This window comes from Gammaproteobacteria bacterium (ex Lamellibrachia satsuma), assembly GCA_019623805.1.
In the GTDB taxonomy this organism is placed as follows: Bacteria; Pseudomonadota; Gammaproteobacteria; order Chromatiales; family Chromatiaceae; genus QGON01.
On sequence record CP053680.1, the window covers coordinates 1,823,170 to 1,837,906 of the forward strand.

Genomic DNA, 14,737 nt, shown 5'->3' on the forward strand with positions numbered 1-14,737 from the left:
TAGAAATAGAGGCTGCTTAGGTTATTTCACCACTCTGAGAGCCGGCCGGCTACCCGGACCCGGCGGATCAGGCTCGTCATCAGGGTGTTCGGCAGCAGTTTCCATATCGCTGGGAAACAACATACCCTGGTTGCTCTCCTTGCCGTAAATCCCCAGCACTGCCGCCGGCGGCACATGGACATCCTCCGGGCTACCGTTGAAACGGGCGCTGAAACTGATCCACTCATTTCCCAGTTCAAGCCCAACCACTGCGGACGGACTCAGATTCAGCACGATGCGCCCCTCATCCACAAAATCCTGAGGAACTATCACCTGCGGAGAATCGGCATTGACCAATAGATAGGGCGTCTCTCCATTATCCACCAGCCAATCGTAGAGAGCCCGGATCATATAGGGCTTATTCGAAGTCATTGGCAGTAATGCTGAACGATGTTAACCGCGCATCTCCCGCTCTGCTTCAGAGAGACACTGGACGAAGGACTCACGCTCGAACAATCTTGCTGCATACTCGTGCAGGCCCTTGGCGGATGGGGGAATCTCAATTCCCAACACCGGCAGACGCCAAAGCAATGGGGCAATAGAGCAGTCGACCAGGGTAAAGTCATCGCTCATAAAGAACGGCTTGGCGCCAAACACCGGCGCGGTCGAAATCAGGCTCTCCCGCAACTCCTTACGCGCCTTTGCTGCATCCTTCTTGCCTGCCATGATGATATCCAACTGACTGTACCAATCGTTATCGACCCGATACATCAGCAGTCGCGAGGTCGACCTGGAGACCGGATCCACCGGCAGCAAGGGCGGATGTGGAAAACGCTCGTCCAGATACTCCATGATAATACGCGACTCATAAAGCTTTAGGTCCCGGTCCACCAGGGTTGGCAATGTGCCATAGGGATTAAGCTCCATCAAAGCTTCAGGCATATTGAGTGGATCGATGTCGTTTACCTCGAACGTGATGTTCTTCTCGGCCAACACCATCCTTACTCTGTGGCAGTAGGGATTCTGCGGGTCCGAATAGAGGGTCATTACTGAACGCTTGTTAGCAACCGCCGCCATTGATACCTCTCCAAACTTGACCGGTGAAGCCGCCCCGTCAGGACTTGAATCAACCGGAAACAAAAAAATAACGAACGAAAAAAGGCGCACAGTATACATCAACTGTGCGCCCTGTGTTTCAGATATTGGCTATCGCCGTATCAATGGACGTCTTTCCAGTACTCTTTCTTGAGCATGTAAGCGATCACGAAGAATACCGCAATAAAGAGCAGTACCCACTTACCCAAACGTTGGCGCTCCATCTGAATCGGCTCACCGACATAGCTCAGAAAAGCCGTCAGGTCACGGGCAGTGCCATCGTACTCTTCTGGACTCATCGTTCCCGGAGTAATCTGTTCGAAGTGGTCGAACACATGGACATCATTGCCGGCAGCATCCTTCTCAGTCTTGAACACGGCCTTCTGAGGGCCTTGCAGCTCCCACAATACATGAGGCATGCCGACGTCAGGAAAGACAATGTTGTTTACGCCGAAGGGGCGTGACTCATCAATATAGAAGCTGCGAAAGTAGGTGTAGAGCCAGTCCACGCCACGAGCCCGGGAGATCACACTCAGATCGGGCGGCACGGTACCGAACCAGTCACCGCCCTGATCGGCAGACATTGCGATGTTCATGGTGTCACCGATCTTGTCGGTGGTGAACATCAGGTTATCCTTCACCTCCTGCTCGGTCAGACCCAGGTCTTTCGCCATCCGGTTGAAGCGCTGGTACTTGGCCGAGTGACAGCTCAGGCAGTAGTTCATGAAGACCTTGGCACCCCGCTGCAGCGAAGCCTGATCGGACATGTCGACGTCGGCGTGGTCCAGGTGGGCTCCACCACCGGCGGCCATTCCCAGCGCAGGCACCAGGGCCAACAAAAATGCAGAAATCAGCTTTTTCATTCGGTCACCCTCTCAGGAACAGGCTTGGTCTTGTCCATCTTGCTGTAGATCGGCATCAACAGGAAGAACGCGAAGTAGTAGAACGTGCCGATCTGCGCCATCAGCTTGTACAGATCAGTGGTCGGCTGCACACCCAGGTAACCCAGGACGATGAAATCGACCACGAACAGCCCAAGAATCACCTTGTAGAGGGTTCCCTTGTAGCGGATCGACTTGACCGGGCTCTTGTCCAGCCAAGGCAGGAAGAACATGATCAGGATCGAGGCAAACATGGCAACAACACCTGGAAAGGCGGAGCCCGCAATGGAGGGCACCGCGCGCAGAATCGCGTAGAAGGGAGTGAAATACCAGACCGGCGCAATGTGGTCAGGCGTCTTCAGCGGATTGGCCGGCTCAAAGTTGGGGTGCTCGATGAAGTAGCCCCCCATCTCCGGCGCGAAGAAGACAACTGCCGCGAACAGAAAGAGGAAGCCCGCAATGCCGGCAATATCCTTCACACTGTAATAGGGGTGAAAGGGAATGCCATCAGCTGGCGCGGTATCGCTCCACCTGTTGCCTTTGGGTCCCTTTTTGATCTCGATACCATCAGGATTGTTGGAACCCACCTTATGCAGGGCAACGATATGCACGAAGACCAGGGCGGCCAATATGAACGGCAGCAGGAAGTGCAAGGCAAAGAAGCGGTTCAGGGTGGCGTCCGAGATGACGTAGTCACCACGGATCCAGACACCCAGATCAGGCCCGATCACCGGCACTGCCGAAAACAGATTGACGATAACCTGCGCCCCCCAGTAGGACATCTGTCCCCAGGGAAGCAGATAACCCATGAAGGCTGTGGCCATCATCGCCAGATAGATGATTACACCGATGATCCACAATAACTCACGCGGCTTCCGGTGAGAACCGTACATCAACCCGCGGAACATGTGCAGGTAGATAACGATAAAGAATGCCGATGCGCCGGTAGAGTGCATGTAGCGAATCAGCCAGCCCCAGTCCACGTCGCGCATGATGTACTCGACCGAACCGAAGGCCATCTCTGCATCGGGTTTGTAGCTCATCGCCAGCCAGACACCGGTGAAGATCTGCAGCACCAGCACCAGCATCGCCAGTGAACCCATGAAGTACCAGAAGTTGAAGTTCTTCGGGGCGTAGTATTGTGCCAGGTGCTCGTTCCACACCTTGGTCATCGGAAAGCGATCGTCGATCCAGCCGACGAAGTTCTGCATCATGCTCATCAGGAAGCACCTCCATCAGTACCAATCAGTATCCTGGTATCGGAAAGATATTGGTAGGGGGGAATCTCCAGATTCGTCGGTGCCGGCACGCCTGCGTAGACGCGACCGGCAAGATCGAATCGGGAACCGTGACAGGGGCAGAAAAAACCGCCCTTCCAGTCGGCGCCCAAGTCGGCGGGAGCGACCTCCGGACGGTAGGTCGGAGAGCAACCCAGGTGGGTGCAGATTCCAACCGCCACCAGGTATTTCTCCTTGATGGCCCGGGTGGGATTCTTGCAGTAGGTCGGCTGCTGGGGCACGTCTGAAGCGGGATCCGCGAGAATGCTATCCAGCGCGGACAGATCCTTGAGATTCTGCTCCGTGCGATGCACGATCCAGACCGGCTTGCCGCGCCATTTGACGCGCATCATCTGCCCCGGTTCCAGCTTGCCGATGTCGGCCTCGACCGGCGCACCTGCTGCCTTGGCTTTTTCACTGGGGGCCCAAGCCGCCAGGAAAGGGTACACAACGAATCCGGCGCCAACCGCACCGACCGCACTGGTGGCTAGCGTTAAAGTACGCCGCCTTTTCAAATCAACGCCATCTGCGCTCATATCTTTCAGACTCCCCGATTTTCTGGACAGATCGACACATTCTATCCATGTGCAACGACCCTAGCCGTTCAGGACATTAGAATATACTTAAAAACCCCTAAATTGACCGCGCATTCTCCCCCAAGCTCATCAACAGGTCAAGACTGGCAGGGGTTTTTCTCCTCATTATCCCATTAGATCAAAAGTAACCGTCTCTAAGCAGGATTATCGATATCGACAAAACGACAATCCAGTGAGAATCTTTCCGCCAGGTGCTCAGCCAATGCCTGTACGCCATAACGCTCTGTGGCATGATGTCCAGCAGCAAAATAGTGTATGCCCCGCTCTCTGGCAACATGCACTGTGGCTTCCGATATTTCACCTGAGATATAGGCATCGAGATTAAGATCTGCCGCCTCTTCGATGAAACCCTGGGCGCCTCCGGTACACCAACCTACGCTTTGAATTGCACCACCACCTGAGTCGATATGCAACGGAGCCCGGCCCAGTACCTCCTGCAAACGCCGCTGTAACTCTACCGCATGTAGAGGAGCCTTCAGGTCGCAACGCCATAGCAGGCCATTCCCCGCTTCAGTCACCCTTGGGCTTGGAAAGGCCAACCGCTCCGCCAACTGTCGATTGTTTCCCCATTCTGGATGCGCATCCAACGGCAGGTGATAAACCAGCAGGTTGACCCCGCCCTTGATCAGGGCGCTGATTCGACGTCCCTTCATGCCCCTGATCGATGCAGCCTCTCCTTTCCAGAAAAAACCATGATGCACCAACAACGCATCAGCCCCCCAATCGACAGCTGCATCGATCAGGGCCTGACTTGCCGTAACACCCACCATCAAACGTTCCACCTCCGAAACTGCCTCCACCTGCAAACCATTGGGACAGTAGTCATCGAAGCCGTCGGCATTCAGGCAGTCATTGCAGTAGGTTTCGAGCGAGTGGATGTTGATCATGATTATTCTGTCCTGACAGTGGAACTGGTGGCATGTTAGGTTACCCTCACTATGCAAATCGGAAAACTCCTCTCATTTCTGCTCACCTCGGTAACTGTCGGCATTGCAGCCGCTATCGTCATTCTCTTCCTGGTACCCGGGCTGTTGTACAATGACAAGCTGCCAGAGCCGGAACTCAACAGACCAGACGCAGGAGAACAGATAACCAGGCAGCCGGGTCCTTTCTCATATGCGGACGCAGTCTCCATTGCCGCACCCTCCGTGGTCAATATCTTTACGGCCACGATTACCACTGAACGCCAGACATTGCGATTTAGGGATCCGATACTGCAACACCTGTTTGGCGACTCTCTCCCGGAGAAGATCCGGCAGCGGCGCGATACCAGCCTGGGCTCCGGCGTCATCATAACAAAGGACGGCTATCTGCTGACCAACCATCACGTTATCGACGGCGCCGATGAGATAAAAGTCGTGCTCGCCAATGGCCACAGCGTCAACGTCAGCCTGATCGGCAGCGATGAAGAGTCGGATGTGGCGGTATTGAAGATAGACGATGAGCCAAACTTGCCGGCTATACCCATCGGCAACTCCGATACACAACGGGTGGGTGACGTGGTACTCGCCATCGGCAACCCCTTCGGCGTCGGCCAGACGGTCACCATGGGAATCGTCAGCGCCACCGGTCGCACCCATCTTGGCATCAATACCTTCGAAAATTTTATCCAGACAGACGCGGCCATCAACCCCGGCAACTCAGGCGGCGCCTTGATCAACGCCCGCGGCGAGCTGATCGGCGTCAATACTGCAATCTTCTCCAAGAGCGGCGGCTCTCAGGGCATAGGTTTCGCCATCCCCTTCGACTTGGCAGAAGGGATCATGCGCCAGCTGATCGCAAGTGGTCAGGTGGTGCGTGGCTGGCTGGGCATACAGGGACAGGATGTGACCGAAAAGCTTGCCGAGGCGTTTGGCCTGCATGCCGTTGAAGGCATTCTGGTCACAGGCGTACTCGAGGATGGCCCTGGAAGCCTGGCCGATATGCGTCCCGGCGACGTTATCACCGAGGTCAACGGGGTAAGGCCCCACAACTCTCATGAGCTGATGCAGCTTATCGCCAACGAGCCACCGGGATCGGTATTGAAGGTCAGCGGATGGAGAGGCAATGCTGAATTTACGGTCGACGTGATATCCCAGGAACGCCCACCCTCCACACGCTGATTGAGATAACACCCAATATCTGTTTTCTCGAAGCTATAGGGAGGACTCCGCAACAGCTAACTTATACATAGCCGAGAAAAAAGCCACATTGCCCAAACCATCCATGGACATTAGAAACTGGTAGCCCAACCCACCTCTATCTCCCACTGACTCATCCATATCTCACCGGTTTGGGGGCCGGTCATCGGGTTCGTACCGCCCACACTCTCTTCCGGCACGTACATGAAGGCAACATTGATCTCGCTCTCGTTCTCCAGCCGCCAGCCAAAACCAGCGGTGTAGTGCTGTCGAACCACGGCGGGCGCCAGGATGTTGAAGAGCGCCTGTTGGTTCTCGAATGGCTTGGATGCCTGGCTGAACCCGGCCCGGAGCGTCAGATCCTGGCTGTAGAGCCATTGCAGGCCAAATTTGTAGACGTTCATGTCATCCCAGCCGAATCCGTAGCCCTCATCTGACCCCATCAGCGGCGGAACCGGACCAACCGAGGAGTTGCCGATCGCGTTGACGTCAGAGAAGAGGATGCGCTGAAAATCGAAGGAGAAGGTCCAGTCCGGTAAAAATATATAGGAGAATCCCAGATCAAAATTAGCGGGAATATCAAAGTTGCCCTGTTCTGCAAACAGACCTTCGTATTTGTCGAAATCGCTCATCCACAGCTTGGTCTGGTAGGAGGCGCCAATCTTCAGCTGTTCGTCGAATTGCCACAGCCAGCCCACTCGCAACCCGCCGCCGTAAGAGACATCGGTGCCATTACCGGTAACGCTATCAGGCGATTCAGACATCAGCTTAAAAGGTTCCAGACCGGTAGCCGAAAACGACTGGACTGAAAGAATAGGCGTGATACCGATGGAGTGTTGCTCATTCAGCAAGCGTGAATAGGTGATGCCGATAAACATCTGCTTCAGATCGATGCCGGTCGGACTCGATGCATCAAACTGGGGATCACCCGTCGGGTTGAAACGCGCAAACACCGCTCTGTCATACTCGGTATTCATTCCGCCATTGCCACCGATGGCAATACCGATGGAGCTGACTTCATCCAACATATAATTGGCCGCGAAATGGGGAATAAGAAAGAGATCATTTTCACTTTCAACCTTGCCCGGCTCAATGGGGGCCATTCCCGGCGGGAGATTGTCGTCAGCGGTATAACCCCGTTTGGGGGCAAACAGTGAGGCACCAACTTCGATGCGGTTACCGACTACCGCCAGGGAGGCCGGATTGCTTGCCGCGCACATGGCACCAAAGGCCATTGCGACGCAGGCACCGGCCATCGATTTTGATTTTGGCCCATAACCGTGGGTCCAGTAACCGTTGGTCGCTTCGACAGGTACTGAGAGAGAAACACTTACCAATAGAGCAAGCGATAGGACATATTTTTTCATTTGAGGCTCCTCCAAACTACGGACTTCAGGAGTTATTGTTTTTTGCCGACGATAGAGCCGGTCCAATCCGGACTGGAGTAATTTCCCTTAGACGACCAAGGGAAACTACGCCGAACCAATGAAGACTCAAATGATGTGAATCAAAGTAAATCGGAAAGCGCAGAGATGAAAGTCGAATTTTCCATTGGCGTACCTACAGTGACGCGCAGGCAATCCTCCAACAAGGGGTGGGCACCATGCAGATTCTTAACCAACACGCCTTTCCCCTTCAGATCCTCAAACAAGGAGAGCGCTCTGCCCTGCGGAACGCGTAGCAGGATGAAGTTGGCGTCGGATGGATAGGGGGTCACATCCACCACTCTTTCGAGTTCGGCAAACAGCTGCCCACGCGCCTCACGGACGGCATAGGTCTGCGCATCGAACACCGGCTGGTGGGCCAAGGCAAAGTCAGCACTAACCTGGGTCAGCACATTGATATTGTAGGGCAGACGAGTCTTTTCCACCTCTCCTAACCAGTCTGCCGGACCCGCCAACAGTCCCAACCGCAGACCCGCCAACCCCATCTTGGAGACAGTACGCATTACCAGAAGATTGTCGAACTCGCCCAAGCGATCCATGAAACTCTCATCGGTAAAAGGTGCGTAGGCTTCGTCGATCACCACCAGACCGGGGGCCGCCTCGATAACATCCTGGATGGCGTCTTTGTCAAACAGGTTGCCTGTAGGATTGTTCGGATAGGCAAGAAAGATCAGCGCCGGCTGCTCTTTTTCGATAGCCGCCAGCAGGGTTTCCAGACCAAGGCTGAAGTCATCCCCGTTGAGTGGCACCCCCGCATAACGCATACCACAGAAGGCGGCGATCATGCGGTACATGACAAAACCGGGATCCACCGACAACACTGTCCGGCCGGGGGCCGCAACACTCATCGCCAGCATCTGGATCAGCTCATCGGAACCGTTGCCGAGGATGATCTCCGCGCCCTCGGGAACCGACATCGAGACCCGCAACCGCGCCTTCAGGTCGGTGGCCTGAGGGTCGGGGTATCGATTTACATCCACCGCCGCCAGCAAGTCGAGCCATTCACGGCGCAACTCATCCGGCCAGGTGTAGGGATTCTCCATGGCATCGAGCTTGATCATGTCACCAGGGTCCGGCACATGATAGGCGGAGAGAGCACGGATCTCGGGGCGCACCCACTGGTTCAGTTTTTCGTTATCGCTCATCGCTTACCCTGTCGAGATGTTCAGCAGTAGTGGATTTTCTCCGGCCCAGGTCCTCTAGGATCCGGCTCCACAGCAACCGCCCTCTTGCTGAACCGGCGGACAGGGCACGCTGCCATAGGAGCAGAAGACACAGCAATCCCCCGGCTTTGGCCGCAGCAGTTCACCGCAACCAGTACATTCGTAGTACCACTGACAGGCGTCAGTCGGCATCTCCTCTTCGGCACGATGCCCGCACTGTGGACAGGTAATCACCGAACGAGTGAGCACCGATAGCATCAGGTTTTCCCGCGATACTCTGCGGAGCGCGCATGGGCCGTGAGACCTTCTCCACGGGCCAGCACCGAGGCGGTCTCCGCCATGGTATCCGCCCCTGCAGCCGAGGCAAAAATCAGGCTGGAGCGCTTCTGAAAGTCATACACTCCCAAAGGAGAAGAGAAGCGCGCCGTGCGGGAAGTGGGAAGCACATGGTTGGGACCGGCGCAGTAGTCACCCATCGCCTCGGCAGTATAGCGCCCCATGAAGATTGCCCCGGCATGGCGTATCCGCTTTGCCATCGCTTCCGGATCCTCCACCGACAACTCAAGATGTTCAGGTGCGATGAAATTCGCCACCTCCACTGCCTCATCCATATCACGGGTCTGGATCAGCGCACCACGCACCCGCAGTGCGGTGGCGATGATCTCCCGGCGCTCCATGGTGGGCAAAAGCTTGTCGATACTCGCCGCCACTTGGGCGATATAGTCGGCATCCGGGCAGACCAGGATCGACTGTGCATCCTCATCGTGTTCCGCCTGGGAGAAGAGATCCATGGCGATCCAGTCAGGATCGGTCTTGCCGTCGCAGACCACCAGAATTTCAGAAGGCCCGGCCACCATATCGATGCCGACCTGGCCGAATACCGCCCGTTTGGCGGTAGCGACATAGATGTTGCCTGGGCCGACAATCTTGTCCACCGGCGGCACTGACTCCGTACCGAAGGCCAGGGCAGCCACTGCCTGGGCGCCGCCGACGGCGAAGACCCTGTCCACACCGGAGACGTGGGCCGCCGCCAACACCAGCTCATTCAGCTCGCCACCCGGCGTCGGCACCACCATGATCAACTCCGGCACACCGGCCACCTTGGCGGGGATGGCGTTCATCAGCACCGAGGAGGGATAAGCCGCCTTGCCACCGGGCACATAGAGCCCGACCCGATCCAGCGAAGTCACCTGCTGACCCAACAGTGTGCCGTCCGCCTCGGTATAGGACCAAGACTCCATCTTCTGATGTTCGGCGTAGGCGCGCACCCGGCCTGCGGCAACATTCAGCGCCTGCTGCTGCGACTGCGGGATCCGTTGCCAGGCCTGTTCAAGCCGTTCCAGCGGGATCTCCAGGTCTACCGCGCGCTCAGCCTGCCAGCGGTCGAAGCGATTGGTAAAATCGACTAGCGCCGCATCACCCCGCCCACGAATCTCGTCGATAATATTATTAACGGTGTCGTTCACAGCCTTGTCGGATACCGACTCCCAGGCCAGCAGCGCATCCAGCTGCGACTGGAAACCCTCATCGGCGGTGTTCAGTATGCGAATGTCGGTCATGGATTTGATCCCCACATATTTATTCGGATCACTAAAGAAGTAGGCCGGTTCAAGCGTAGCGGAACCGGCAACGCAGTACGACATATCTTTCAGATACGCCCGATCCGTTGCGCTTGATCGGACCTACGTCCTGATACAGGAGATTGGAATCACCCCTGATTCTGCTCCACCACCTCAGCCATCGCCTCTTTCAACGACGTCATCGTGGCGTGTTTCATCTTCCAGGCAGCCTTGTTGATAATCAAGCGGGAACTGATATCGGCGATATGTTCCAGCGGCACCAGGCCATTGGCCTTCAATGTATTGCCGCTCTCAACCAGGTCGACGATCAGGTCCGCCAACCCGACGATGGGCGCAAGCTCCATGGAGCCATAGAGTTTGATGATCTCCACCTGCTGCCCCAGAGAGGCGTAGTAGCGCTGGGCACTCTTCACATATTTGGTGGCGACTCGCAGGCGTCCCGGCCTGTCGGCCACTGCGTCCTTGAAACCGGCAGTCATCATGCGGCAGCGGGCGATCTTCAGATCGAGGGGTTCATATAGCCCCTCACCACCATGCTCCAGCAGGACATCCTTGCCGGCCACACCCAAGTCAGCCGCACCGTACTGGACATAGGTCGGCACGTCGGTGGCGCGGATAATCACCAGTTTCACCTTTTCGTGATTGGTGTCCAGGATCAGTTTGCGGCTGGTCTCAGGGTCGTCCAGCGGCTCAATACCGGCATACGCCAACAAGGGCAGGCTCTGTTTGAAGATACGTCCCTTGGAGAGCGCGATAGTGACAGGTACGTCAAATTTCATGTTTTTCATCGTTTTTCGCCTGACGCTGTCAGCTAGGAATGCGTCGAATCTTTCCACCCAACCCGGAGAGTTTCTCTTCAATATTCTGGTAACCGCGATCAATATGGTAGATGCGATCCACCAGCGTCTCGCCATCCGCCACCAGCGCTGCCAGCACCAGACTGGCGGAAGCGCGCAGATCGGTAGCCATCACCGGTGCACCGGTCAGGCGTTCCACCCCGGTGCAGATGGCCGTATTGCCTTCAAGGCGAATCCGGGCGCCCATGCGCTGCAGCTCCTGCACGTGCATGAAACGATTCTCGAAAACGGTCTCGGTGACGGTCCCCACCCCTTCTGCCACAGAATTCAGCGCTGTGAACTGGGCCTGCATATCGGTGGGGAACGCAGGATAGGGGGCGGTATGCACATCCACCGCCTTGGGCCGTCGGCCTTGCATATCCAGCGTCATCCAGTCCTTGCCAACCTCGATGCTGGCGCCTGCTTCACGCAATTTCTGAGTCACTGCATCCAACAAATCGGGGCAGGTGTCCCGCACCTTTACCCGTCCACCGGTCATCGCTGCCGCCACCAGGTAGGTACCGGTTTCAATACGATCCGGTAGCACATCGTAGTGGGTGCCAATAAGCTTCTCCACGCCCTCAATGGTGATGGTGGAGGTGCCGGCACCACTCACCTTGGCGCCCATCTTGTTCAGGCAGTCCGCCAGATCCACCACTTCCGGTTCCCGCGCGGCATTCTCGATCAACGAGGTGCCGTCGGCCAGCGCCGCCGCCATCATCAGGTTCTCCGTACCGGTTACGGAAACCATGTCCATAACGATACGCGCGCCATGCAGGCGTTTCGCCCGAGCACGGATATAGCCCCCTTCGACATCGATGTCGGCACCCATGGCTCGCAGGCCGTCGATATGCAGATTTACCGGACGGGACCCGATGGCGCAGCCTCCCGGCAGAGAGACATCGGCCTGGCCAAAGCGACTGAGCATGGGACCCAGCACAAGGATCGATGCGCGCATGGTCTTTACCAGCTCATAAGGCGCATAGAACTCCTTGATGGTGCTCGTATCGACCTCGATACTCATCTTCTCATCCACCACCAGGGTGATGCCCATGCCGCCCAGCAGCTCCATTGTGGTGGTGATATCATGCAGATGCGGTACATTGCCGACGCTCATCGGCCCATCGGCCAGCAGCGTCGCCGCCAGAATAGGCAGCGCCGCGTTCTTGGCCCCTGCGATACGGACTTCTCCGTCCAGGGGACCTCCACCATTGATGATCAGTTTATCCATCGACTCGGTTACCGGATTTTTCGATTATGCGGAAAAACCGTGCATGATAACGAAATTCACAGCAAAACGGGAGATCGGGGCATTTCAGTTCAGAAATCAGTTCCCTCTCCATCCTGAAAGTCTCCGGACAATGTCGCTTCCATCATCCCGACTGAGTCGACCCAAGCAGCTGCAGAAAACTGTTTTTATCCTCTTCATCCCAGACGGGCAGGCTTTTGATCTTCGGCAGGAGGCTTTCAAGCTCTCTTCTTAACAGATCGATATGTTGTTGTTCAACAAAATGCAGAGGCTGTTTTTCATTGCCACCAATATTTACCCCTGTGCTGAGTGACTTGAAGTGTTTCAGCGTACTGAGTCCATCCAGCGTACTGGGGTAGACAAATATCCCCTTCACATTCAGCCGGGTCAGGAGAAAAAGAACAAATTCCGCGAGGTCACCCAACACCTTACTGGAATTTCGATGGTCCTCATCATGCCGCTTTTCACCCTTCGGCGGAACCGCAACACCGATGATATAGAGATAGACATTGTCCCGATCAATTGATTTCCAGCTCAGCGCGTCCCGGGTCAGAATCTCTTCATGGGTGATCTGATTGTCGAGAAAGCTGCGGTAGGTCTTCTCTGTCACCGGCACCAAACCCCAATACCCTATTGGTGTCCCGGTGAAATCGAAAACGATTTTCATGGCATAGGCATTAAGACGCTGGCAAGCCCAATAGGCATCGTCTGACACAATCACCTTACCGTTGAAAGAGGCAAGTCTTAACTTCAGAACCCTATCCATGTCGCTTTCATTCACAGCCATCCTTGATCTGTATCTGTCATTAAAACAGTCCGGCACGGAAAGCCCTATCTGACCTTTTCTGGTATCTGTCTCCACATAGCCACGGTTCTTCTTGTTCCGCCAGTCGGCAGATTTTTTTCTGGACCAAAATATCAGGCTCAGGGCCACTGCGATCAGGCCTAATATGATGTCGATCTGTTCGACGATCTCCCACATTCAATTTCCCATCCCTATCAAATTCATCAATCCCGCCGCAAGCGGTCTGAAATGGCCATCGGTGTATAAAATCGCAGCACGATAAAATAGGTCGACACCAGAAAAGTAAACAGGGTGCTGAGCTGAATCAGGTATGAAGCCTCTGCCCCGATCTCCCCCAGATCATAAGCCAGAACCGCGACCAGAAGGGAGAATTCACTAAGTTGCCCCAGGCGGAAGCCCACTTCGCGACTACGCTCGTTATCCTCGCCGGCATGATAGAGCAGACGACGAAAGACCCAGGGTTTGATCAACAACAGCAGCCCCGCCAACAGTAGCGCAGGCAACACCACTGCAGGCAACATCTCCAGATTGAAACCGGCCCCAAGAGAGAAAAAGAAGAGAATCAGAAAAAAATCCCGGAGCGGTTTCAGACTTTCGGCAATGAAGATCGCAATCGGACTGGTCGCCAGAGAGATACCTGCAATGAAGGCACCTATTTCATGGGACAGTCCCAACGCCCCCGCCAACTCGGCCATGCCCAGGCACCAGCCTATCGCCATCAGGAAGATATACTCTTTGATCTTGCTAAAACGCCGAATCAGCGGTATGAGCAGAAAGCGGGCAGCCAACCAGCCACCACCGACCATCAAGGGCAATGCCAGCAACAGCAGGACGATATGCAGCACAGGGTTCAACTCACTGCTACCACCCTGCAACATTAGCAGCATAGCAATCGCCAGCAGATCCTGCAGCAACAGGATGCTGACGATAATCTCACCGGAACGCTGATGGTGCAGTACGGTGGTCGGCAGCAGCTTCAAACCAATAATGGTGCTGGAGAAGGTTACCGCGCCGCCGATCACCAGGCATTCGATCAGATTAAAACCGAATACAAAGGCCACAGCAGCCCCAATGAAGGCAAAGACGAGGGAGCTGAGCAAGGTAACCAGGGTAGTCTTGCGCACCATGCCCAACAGCTCTTTCGGCTGCAGGTCCAGGCCCAGCAGAAATAGCAGGAAGATGATGCCGATATGGGCTATCTCCTTCACTACTTCCGGGTCACTGACCAGATGCAGCCCCCAGGGACCAAGCAGCGCACCCAGCACGAGGTAGGAGATCAACAGCGCCTGACGCACCAGCAGGGCGATAGTGGCGAGCACTGCTGCGCCAGAAAAGATGAGAAAGAGGGTAAGGAGGAGCGGGTCCTGATCCACGTCGGGCAACATTCCATCAAGGGGTCTTGGTCACCGTCAGCAGCAGATCTTCAAGATTACACAGTCCTGCGATAGCAATCAGCGCCTGCGGCATGCCGGAGACCTCCAGGCTCGCTCCATGATCCTGCGCACACTTCATCCACTCCAGCAATAGCGCCAGACCTGCGCTATCGGTACGCTTGGTATGCGAAAGATCAATGGAGATCCCCTGAGAGGGGTTAAACAACTCTTGCGACTGGGCAAGCAGACTCCGCGCAGTGGAAAAGGTCAAATCCCCCTCCACCCGAAAGTGGAAAGCGCCCTCACGAAAAATGGTCGCCTCGCTCACAGATCCCATC

At 55.7% G+C, this 14,737-nt stretch carries 16 protein-coding genes; 1 reads left to right on the forward strand and 15 read right to left on the reverse strand.

Annotated features, from left to right (window positions below; genetic code table 11):
* Positions 1 to 21: 21 nt before the first annotated feature.
* The 6 genes from HPY30_07745 to HPY30_07770 all read right to left on the reverse strand — a co-directional run bounded on the left by HPY30_07745 (position 22) and on the right by HPY30_07770 (position 4,721).
* Complete coding sequence (locus HPY30_07745) at positions 22 to 411, reverse strand: ClpXP protease specificity-enhancing factor (protein ID QYZ65885.1); 390 nt, start codon at positions 409 to 411, stop codon at positions 22 to 24.
* Positions 412 to 432: 21 nt separating this feature from the next.
* Positions 433 to 1,056, reverse strand: coding sequence for a stringent starvation protein A (locus HPY30_07750; GenBank protein ID QYZ65886.1), 624 nt, complete (start codon positions 1,054 to 1,056; stop codon positions 433 to 435).
* A 140-nt stretch (positions 1,057 to 1,196) separates the two neighbouring features.
* Entirely contained in the window at positions 1,197 to 1,937 is a 741-nt protein-coding gene (locus tag HPY30_07755; GenBank protein ID QYZ65887.1) for a cytochrome c1, read from the reverse strand.
* Complete coding sequence (locus tag HPY30_07760) at positions 1,934 to 3,175, reverse strand: cytochrome b (GenBank protein ID QYZ65888.1); 1,242 nt, start codon at positions 3,173 to 3,175, stop codon at positions 1,934 to 1,936. The genes HPY30_07755 and HPY30_07760 overlap by 4 nt, the downstream gene beginning before the upstream one ends.
* On the reverse strand, positions 3,175 to 3,768 hold the full coding sequence (gene petA / locus HPY30_07765) for a ubiquinol-cytochrome c reductase iron-sulfur subunit (protein ID QYZ65889.1): 594 nt from the start codon (positions 3,766 to 3,768) through the stop codon (positions 3,175 to 3,177). Before petA ends, HPY30_07760 begins: the two co-directional genes overlap by 1 nt.
* Before the next feature lie 194 nt (positions 3,769 to 3,962).
* Positions 3,963 to 4,721 carry a Nif3-like dinuclear metal center hexameric protein gene (locus HPY30_07770; GenBank protein ID QYZ67955.1) on the reverse strand — a complete coding sequence of 253 codons (759 nt, stop codon included), beginning with the start codon at positions 4,719 to 4,721 and terminating at the stop codon, positions 3,963 to 3,965.
* Positions 4,722 to 4,766: 45 nt separating this feature from the next.
* Between HPY30_07770 and HPY30_07775 the strand changes: the two genes are divergently transcribed.
* On the forward strand, positions 4,767 to 5,930 hold the full coding sequence (locus tag HPY30_07775; GenBank protein ID QYZ65890.1) for a trypsin-like serine protease: 1,164 nt from the start codon (positions 4,767 to 4,769) through the stop codon (positions 5,928 to 5,930).
* 110 nt (positions 5,931 to 6,040) lie between these two features.
* On the opposite strand, the gene HPY30_07780 is transcribed toward HPY30_07775, so the two are convergent.
* The 9 genes from HPY30_07780 to HPY30_07820 all read right to left on the reverse strand — a co-directional run bounded on the left by HPY30_07780 (position 6,041) and on the right by HPY30_07820 (position 14,736).
* On the reverse strand, positions 6,041 to 7,315 hold the full coding sequence (locus HPY30_07780) for a transporter (GenBank protein ID QYZ65891.1): 1,275 nt from the start codon (positions 7,313 to 7,315) through the stop codon (positions 6,041 to 6,043).
* Between the two features lie 140 nt (positions 7,316 to 7,455).
* Entirely contained in the window at positions 7,456 to 8,538 is a 1,083-nt protein-coding gene (locus HPY30_07785; GenBank protein QYZ65892.1) for a histidinol-phosphate transaminase, read from the reverse strand.
* 54 nt (positions 8,539 to 8,592) lie between these two features.
* On the reverse strand, positions 8,593 to 8,814 hold the full coding sequence (locus tag HPY30_07790; protein ID QYZ65893.1) for a hypothetical protein: 222 nt from the start codon (positions 8,812 to 8,814) through the stop codon (positions 8,593 to 8,595).
* Positions 8,814 to 10,115, reverse strand: a complete 1,302-nt coding sequence (hisD, locus tag HPY30_07795) for a histidinol dehydrogenase (protein QYZ67956.1) — start codon at positions 10,113 to 10,115, stop codon at positions 8,814 to 8,816. Before hisD ends, HPY30_07790 begins: the two co-directional genes overlap by 1 nt.
* Before the next feature lie 149 nt (positions 10,116 to 10,264).
* A complete protein-coding gene (locus tag HPY30_07800) occupies positions 10,265 to 10,915 on the reverse strand; it encodes an ATP phosphoribosyltransferase (GenBank protein ID QYZ67957.1) in 651 nt (216 codons plus the stop codon).
* A 28-nt stretch (positions 10,916 to 10,943) separates the two neighbouring features.
* Positions 10,944 to 12,203 (reverse strand): UDP-N-acetylglucosamine 1-carboxyvinyltransferase, encoded by a 1,260-nt coding sequence (murA, locus tag HPY30_07805; protein ID QYZ65894.1) that lies wholly within the window; start codon positions 12,201 to 12,203, stop codon positions 10,944 to 10,946.
* 142 nt (positions 12,204 to 12,345) lie between these two features.
* Positions 12,346 to 13,203, reverse strand: a complete 858-nt coding sequence (locus HPY30_07810) for a hypothetical protein (protein ID QYZ65895.1) — start codon at positions 13,201 to 13,203, stop codon at positions 12,346 to 12,348.
* A gap of 26 nt (positions 13,204 to 13,229) precedes the next feature.
* On the reverse strand, positions 13,230 to 14,399 hold the full coding sequence (locus HPY30_07815) for a cation:proton antiporter (protein ID QYZ65896.1): 1,170 nt from the start codon (positions 14,397 to 14,399) through the stop codon (positions 13,230 to 13,232).
* A gap of 16 nt (positions 14,400 to 14,415) precedes the next feature.
* Positions 14,416 to 14,736 (reverse strand): STAS domain-containing protein, encoded by a 321-nt coding sequence (locus tag HPY30_07820; GenBank protein ID QYZ67958.1) that lies wholly within the window; start codon positions 14,734 to 14,736, stop codon positions 14,416 to 14,418.
* Position 14,737 lies beyond the last annotated feature (1 nt).

Coding starts and splice junctions, on each gene's coding strand:
- HPY30_07755 (QYZ65887.1), bottom strand. CDS start 1,937: ATGAAAAAGCTGATTTCTGCATTTTTGTTGGCCCTGGTGCCTGCGCTG.
- HPY30_07785 (QYZ65892.1), bottom strand. CDS start 8,538: ATGAGCGATAACGAAAAACTGAACCAGTGGGTGCGCCCCGAGATCCGT.
- HPY30_07760 (QYZ65888.1), bottom strand. CDS start 3,175: ATGAGCATGATGCAGAACTTCGTCGGCTGGATCGACGATCGCTTTCCG.
- HPY30_07750 (QYZ65886.1), bottom strand. CDS start 1,056: ATGGCGGCGGTTGCTAACAAGCGTTCAGTAATGACCCTCTATTCGGAC.
- HPY30_07775 (QYZ65890.1), top strand. CDS start 4,767: ATGCAAATCGGAAAACTCCTCTCATTTCTGCTCACCTCGGTAACTGTC.
- HPY30_07820 (QYZ67958.1), bottom strand. CDS start 14,736: ATGGGATCTGTGAGCGAGGCGACCATTTTTCGTGAGGGCGCTTTCCAC.
- murA (QYZ65894.1), bottom strand. CDS start 12,203: ATGGATAAACTGATCATCAATGGTGGAGGTCCCCTGGACGGAGAAGTC.
- petA (QYZ65889.1), bottom strand. CDS start 3,768: ATGAGCGCAGATGGCGTTGATTTGAAAAGGCGGCGTACTTTAACGCTA.
- HPY30_07800 (QYZ67957.1), bottom strand. CDS start 10,915: ATGAAATTTGACGTACCTGTCACTATCGCGCTCTCCAAGGGACGTATC.
- hisD (QYZ67956.1), bottom strand. CDS start 10,115: ATGACCGACATTCGCATACTGAACACCGCCGATGAGGGTTTCCAGTCG.
- HPY30_07810 (QYZ65895.1), bottom strand. CDS start 13,203: ATGTGGGAGATCGTCGAACAGATCGACATCATATTAGGCCTGATCGCA.
- HPY30_07745 (QYZ65885.1), bottom strand. CDS start 411: ATGACTTCGAATAAGCCCTATATGATCCGGGCTCTCTACGATTGGCTG.
- HPY30_07780 (QYZ65891.1), bottom strand. CDS start 7,315: ATGAAAAAATATGTCCTATCGCTTGCTCTATTGGTAAGTGTTTCTCTC.
- HPY30_07790 (QYZ65893.1), bottom strand. CDS start 8,814: ATGCTATCGGTGCTCACTCGTTCGGTGATTACCTGTCCACAGTGCGGG.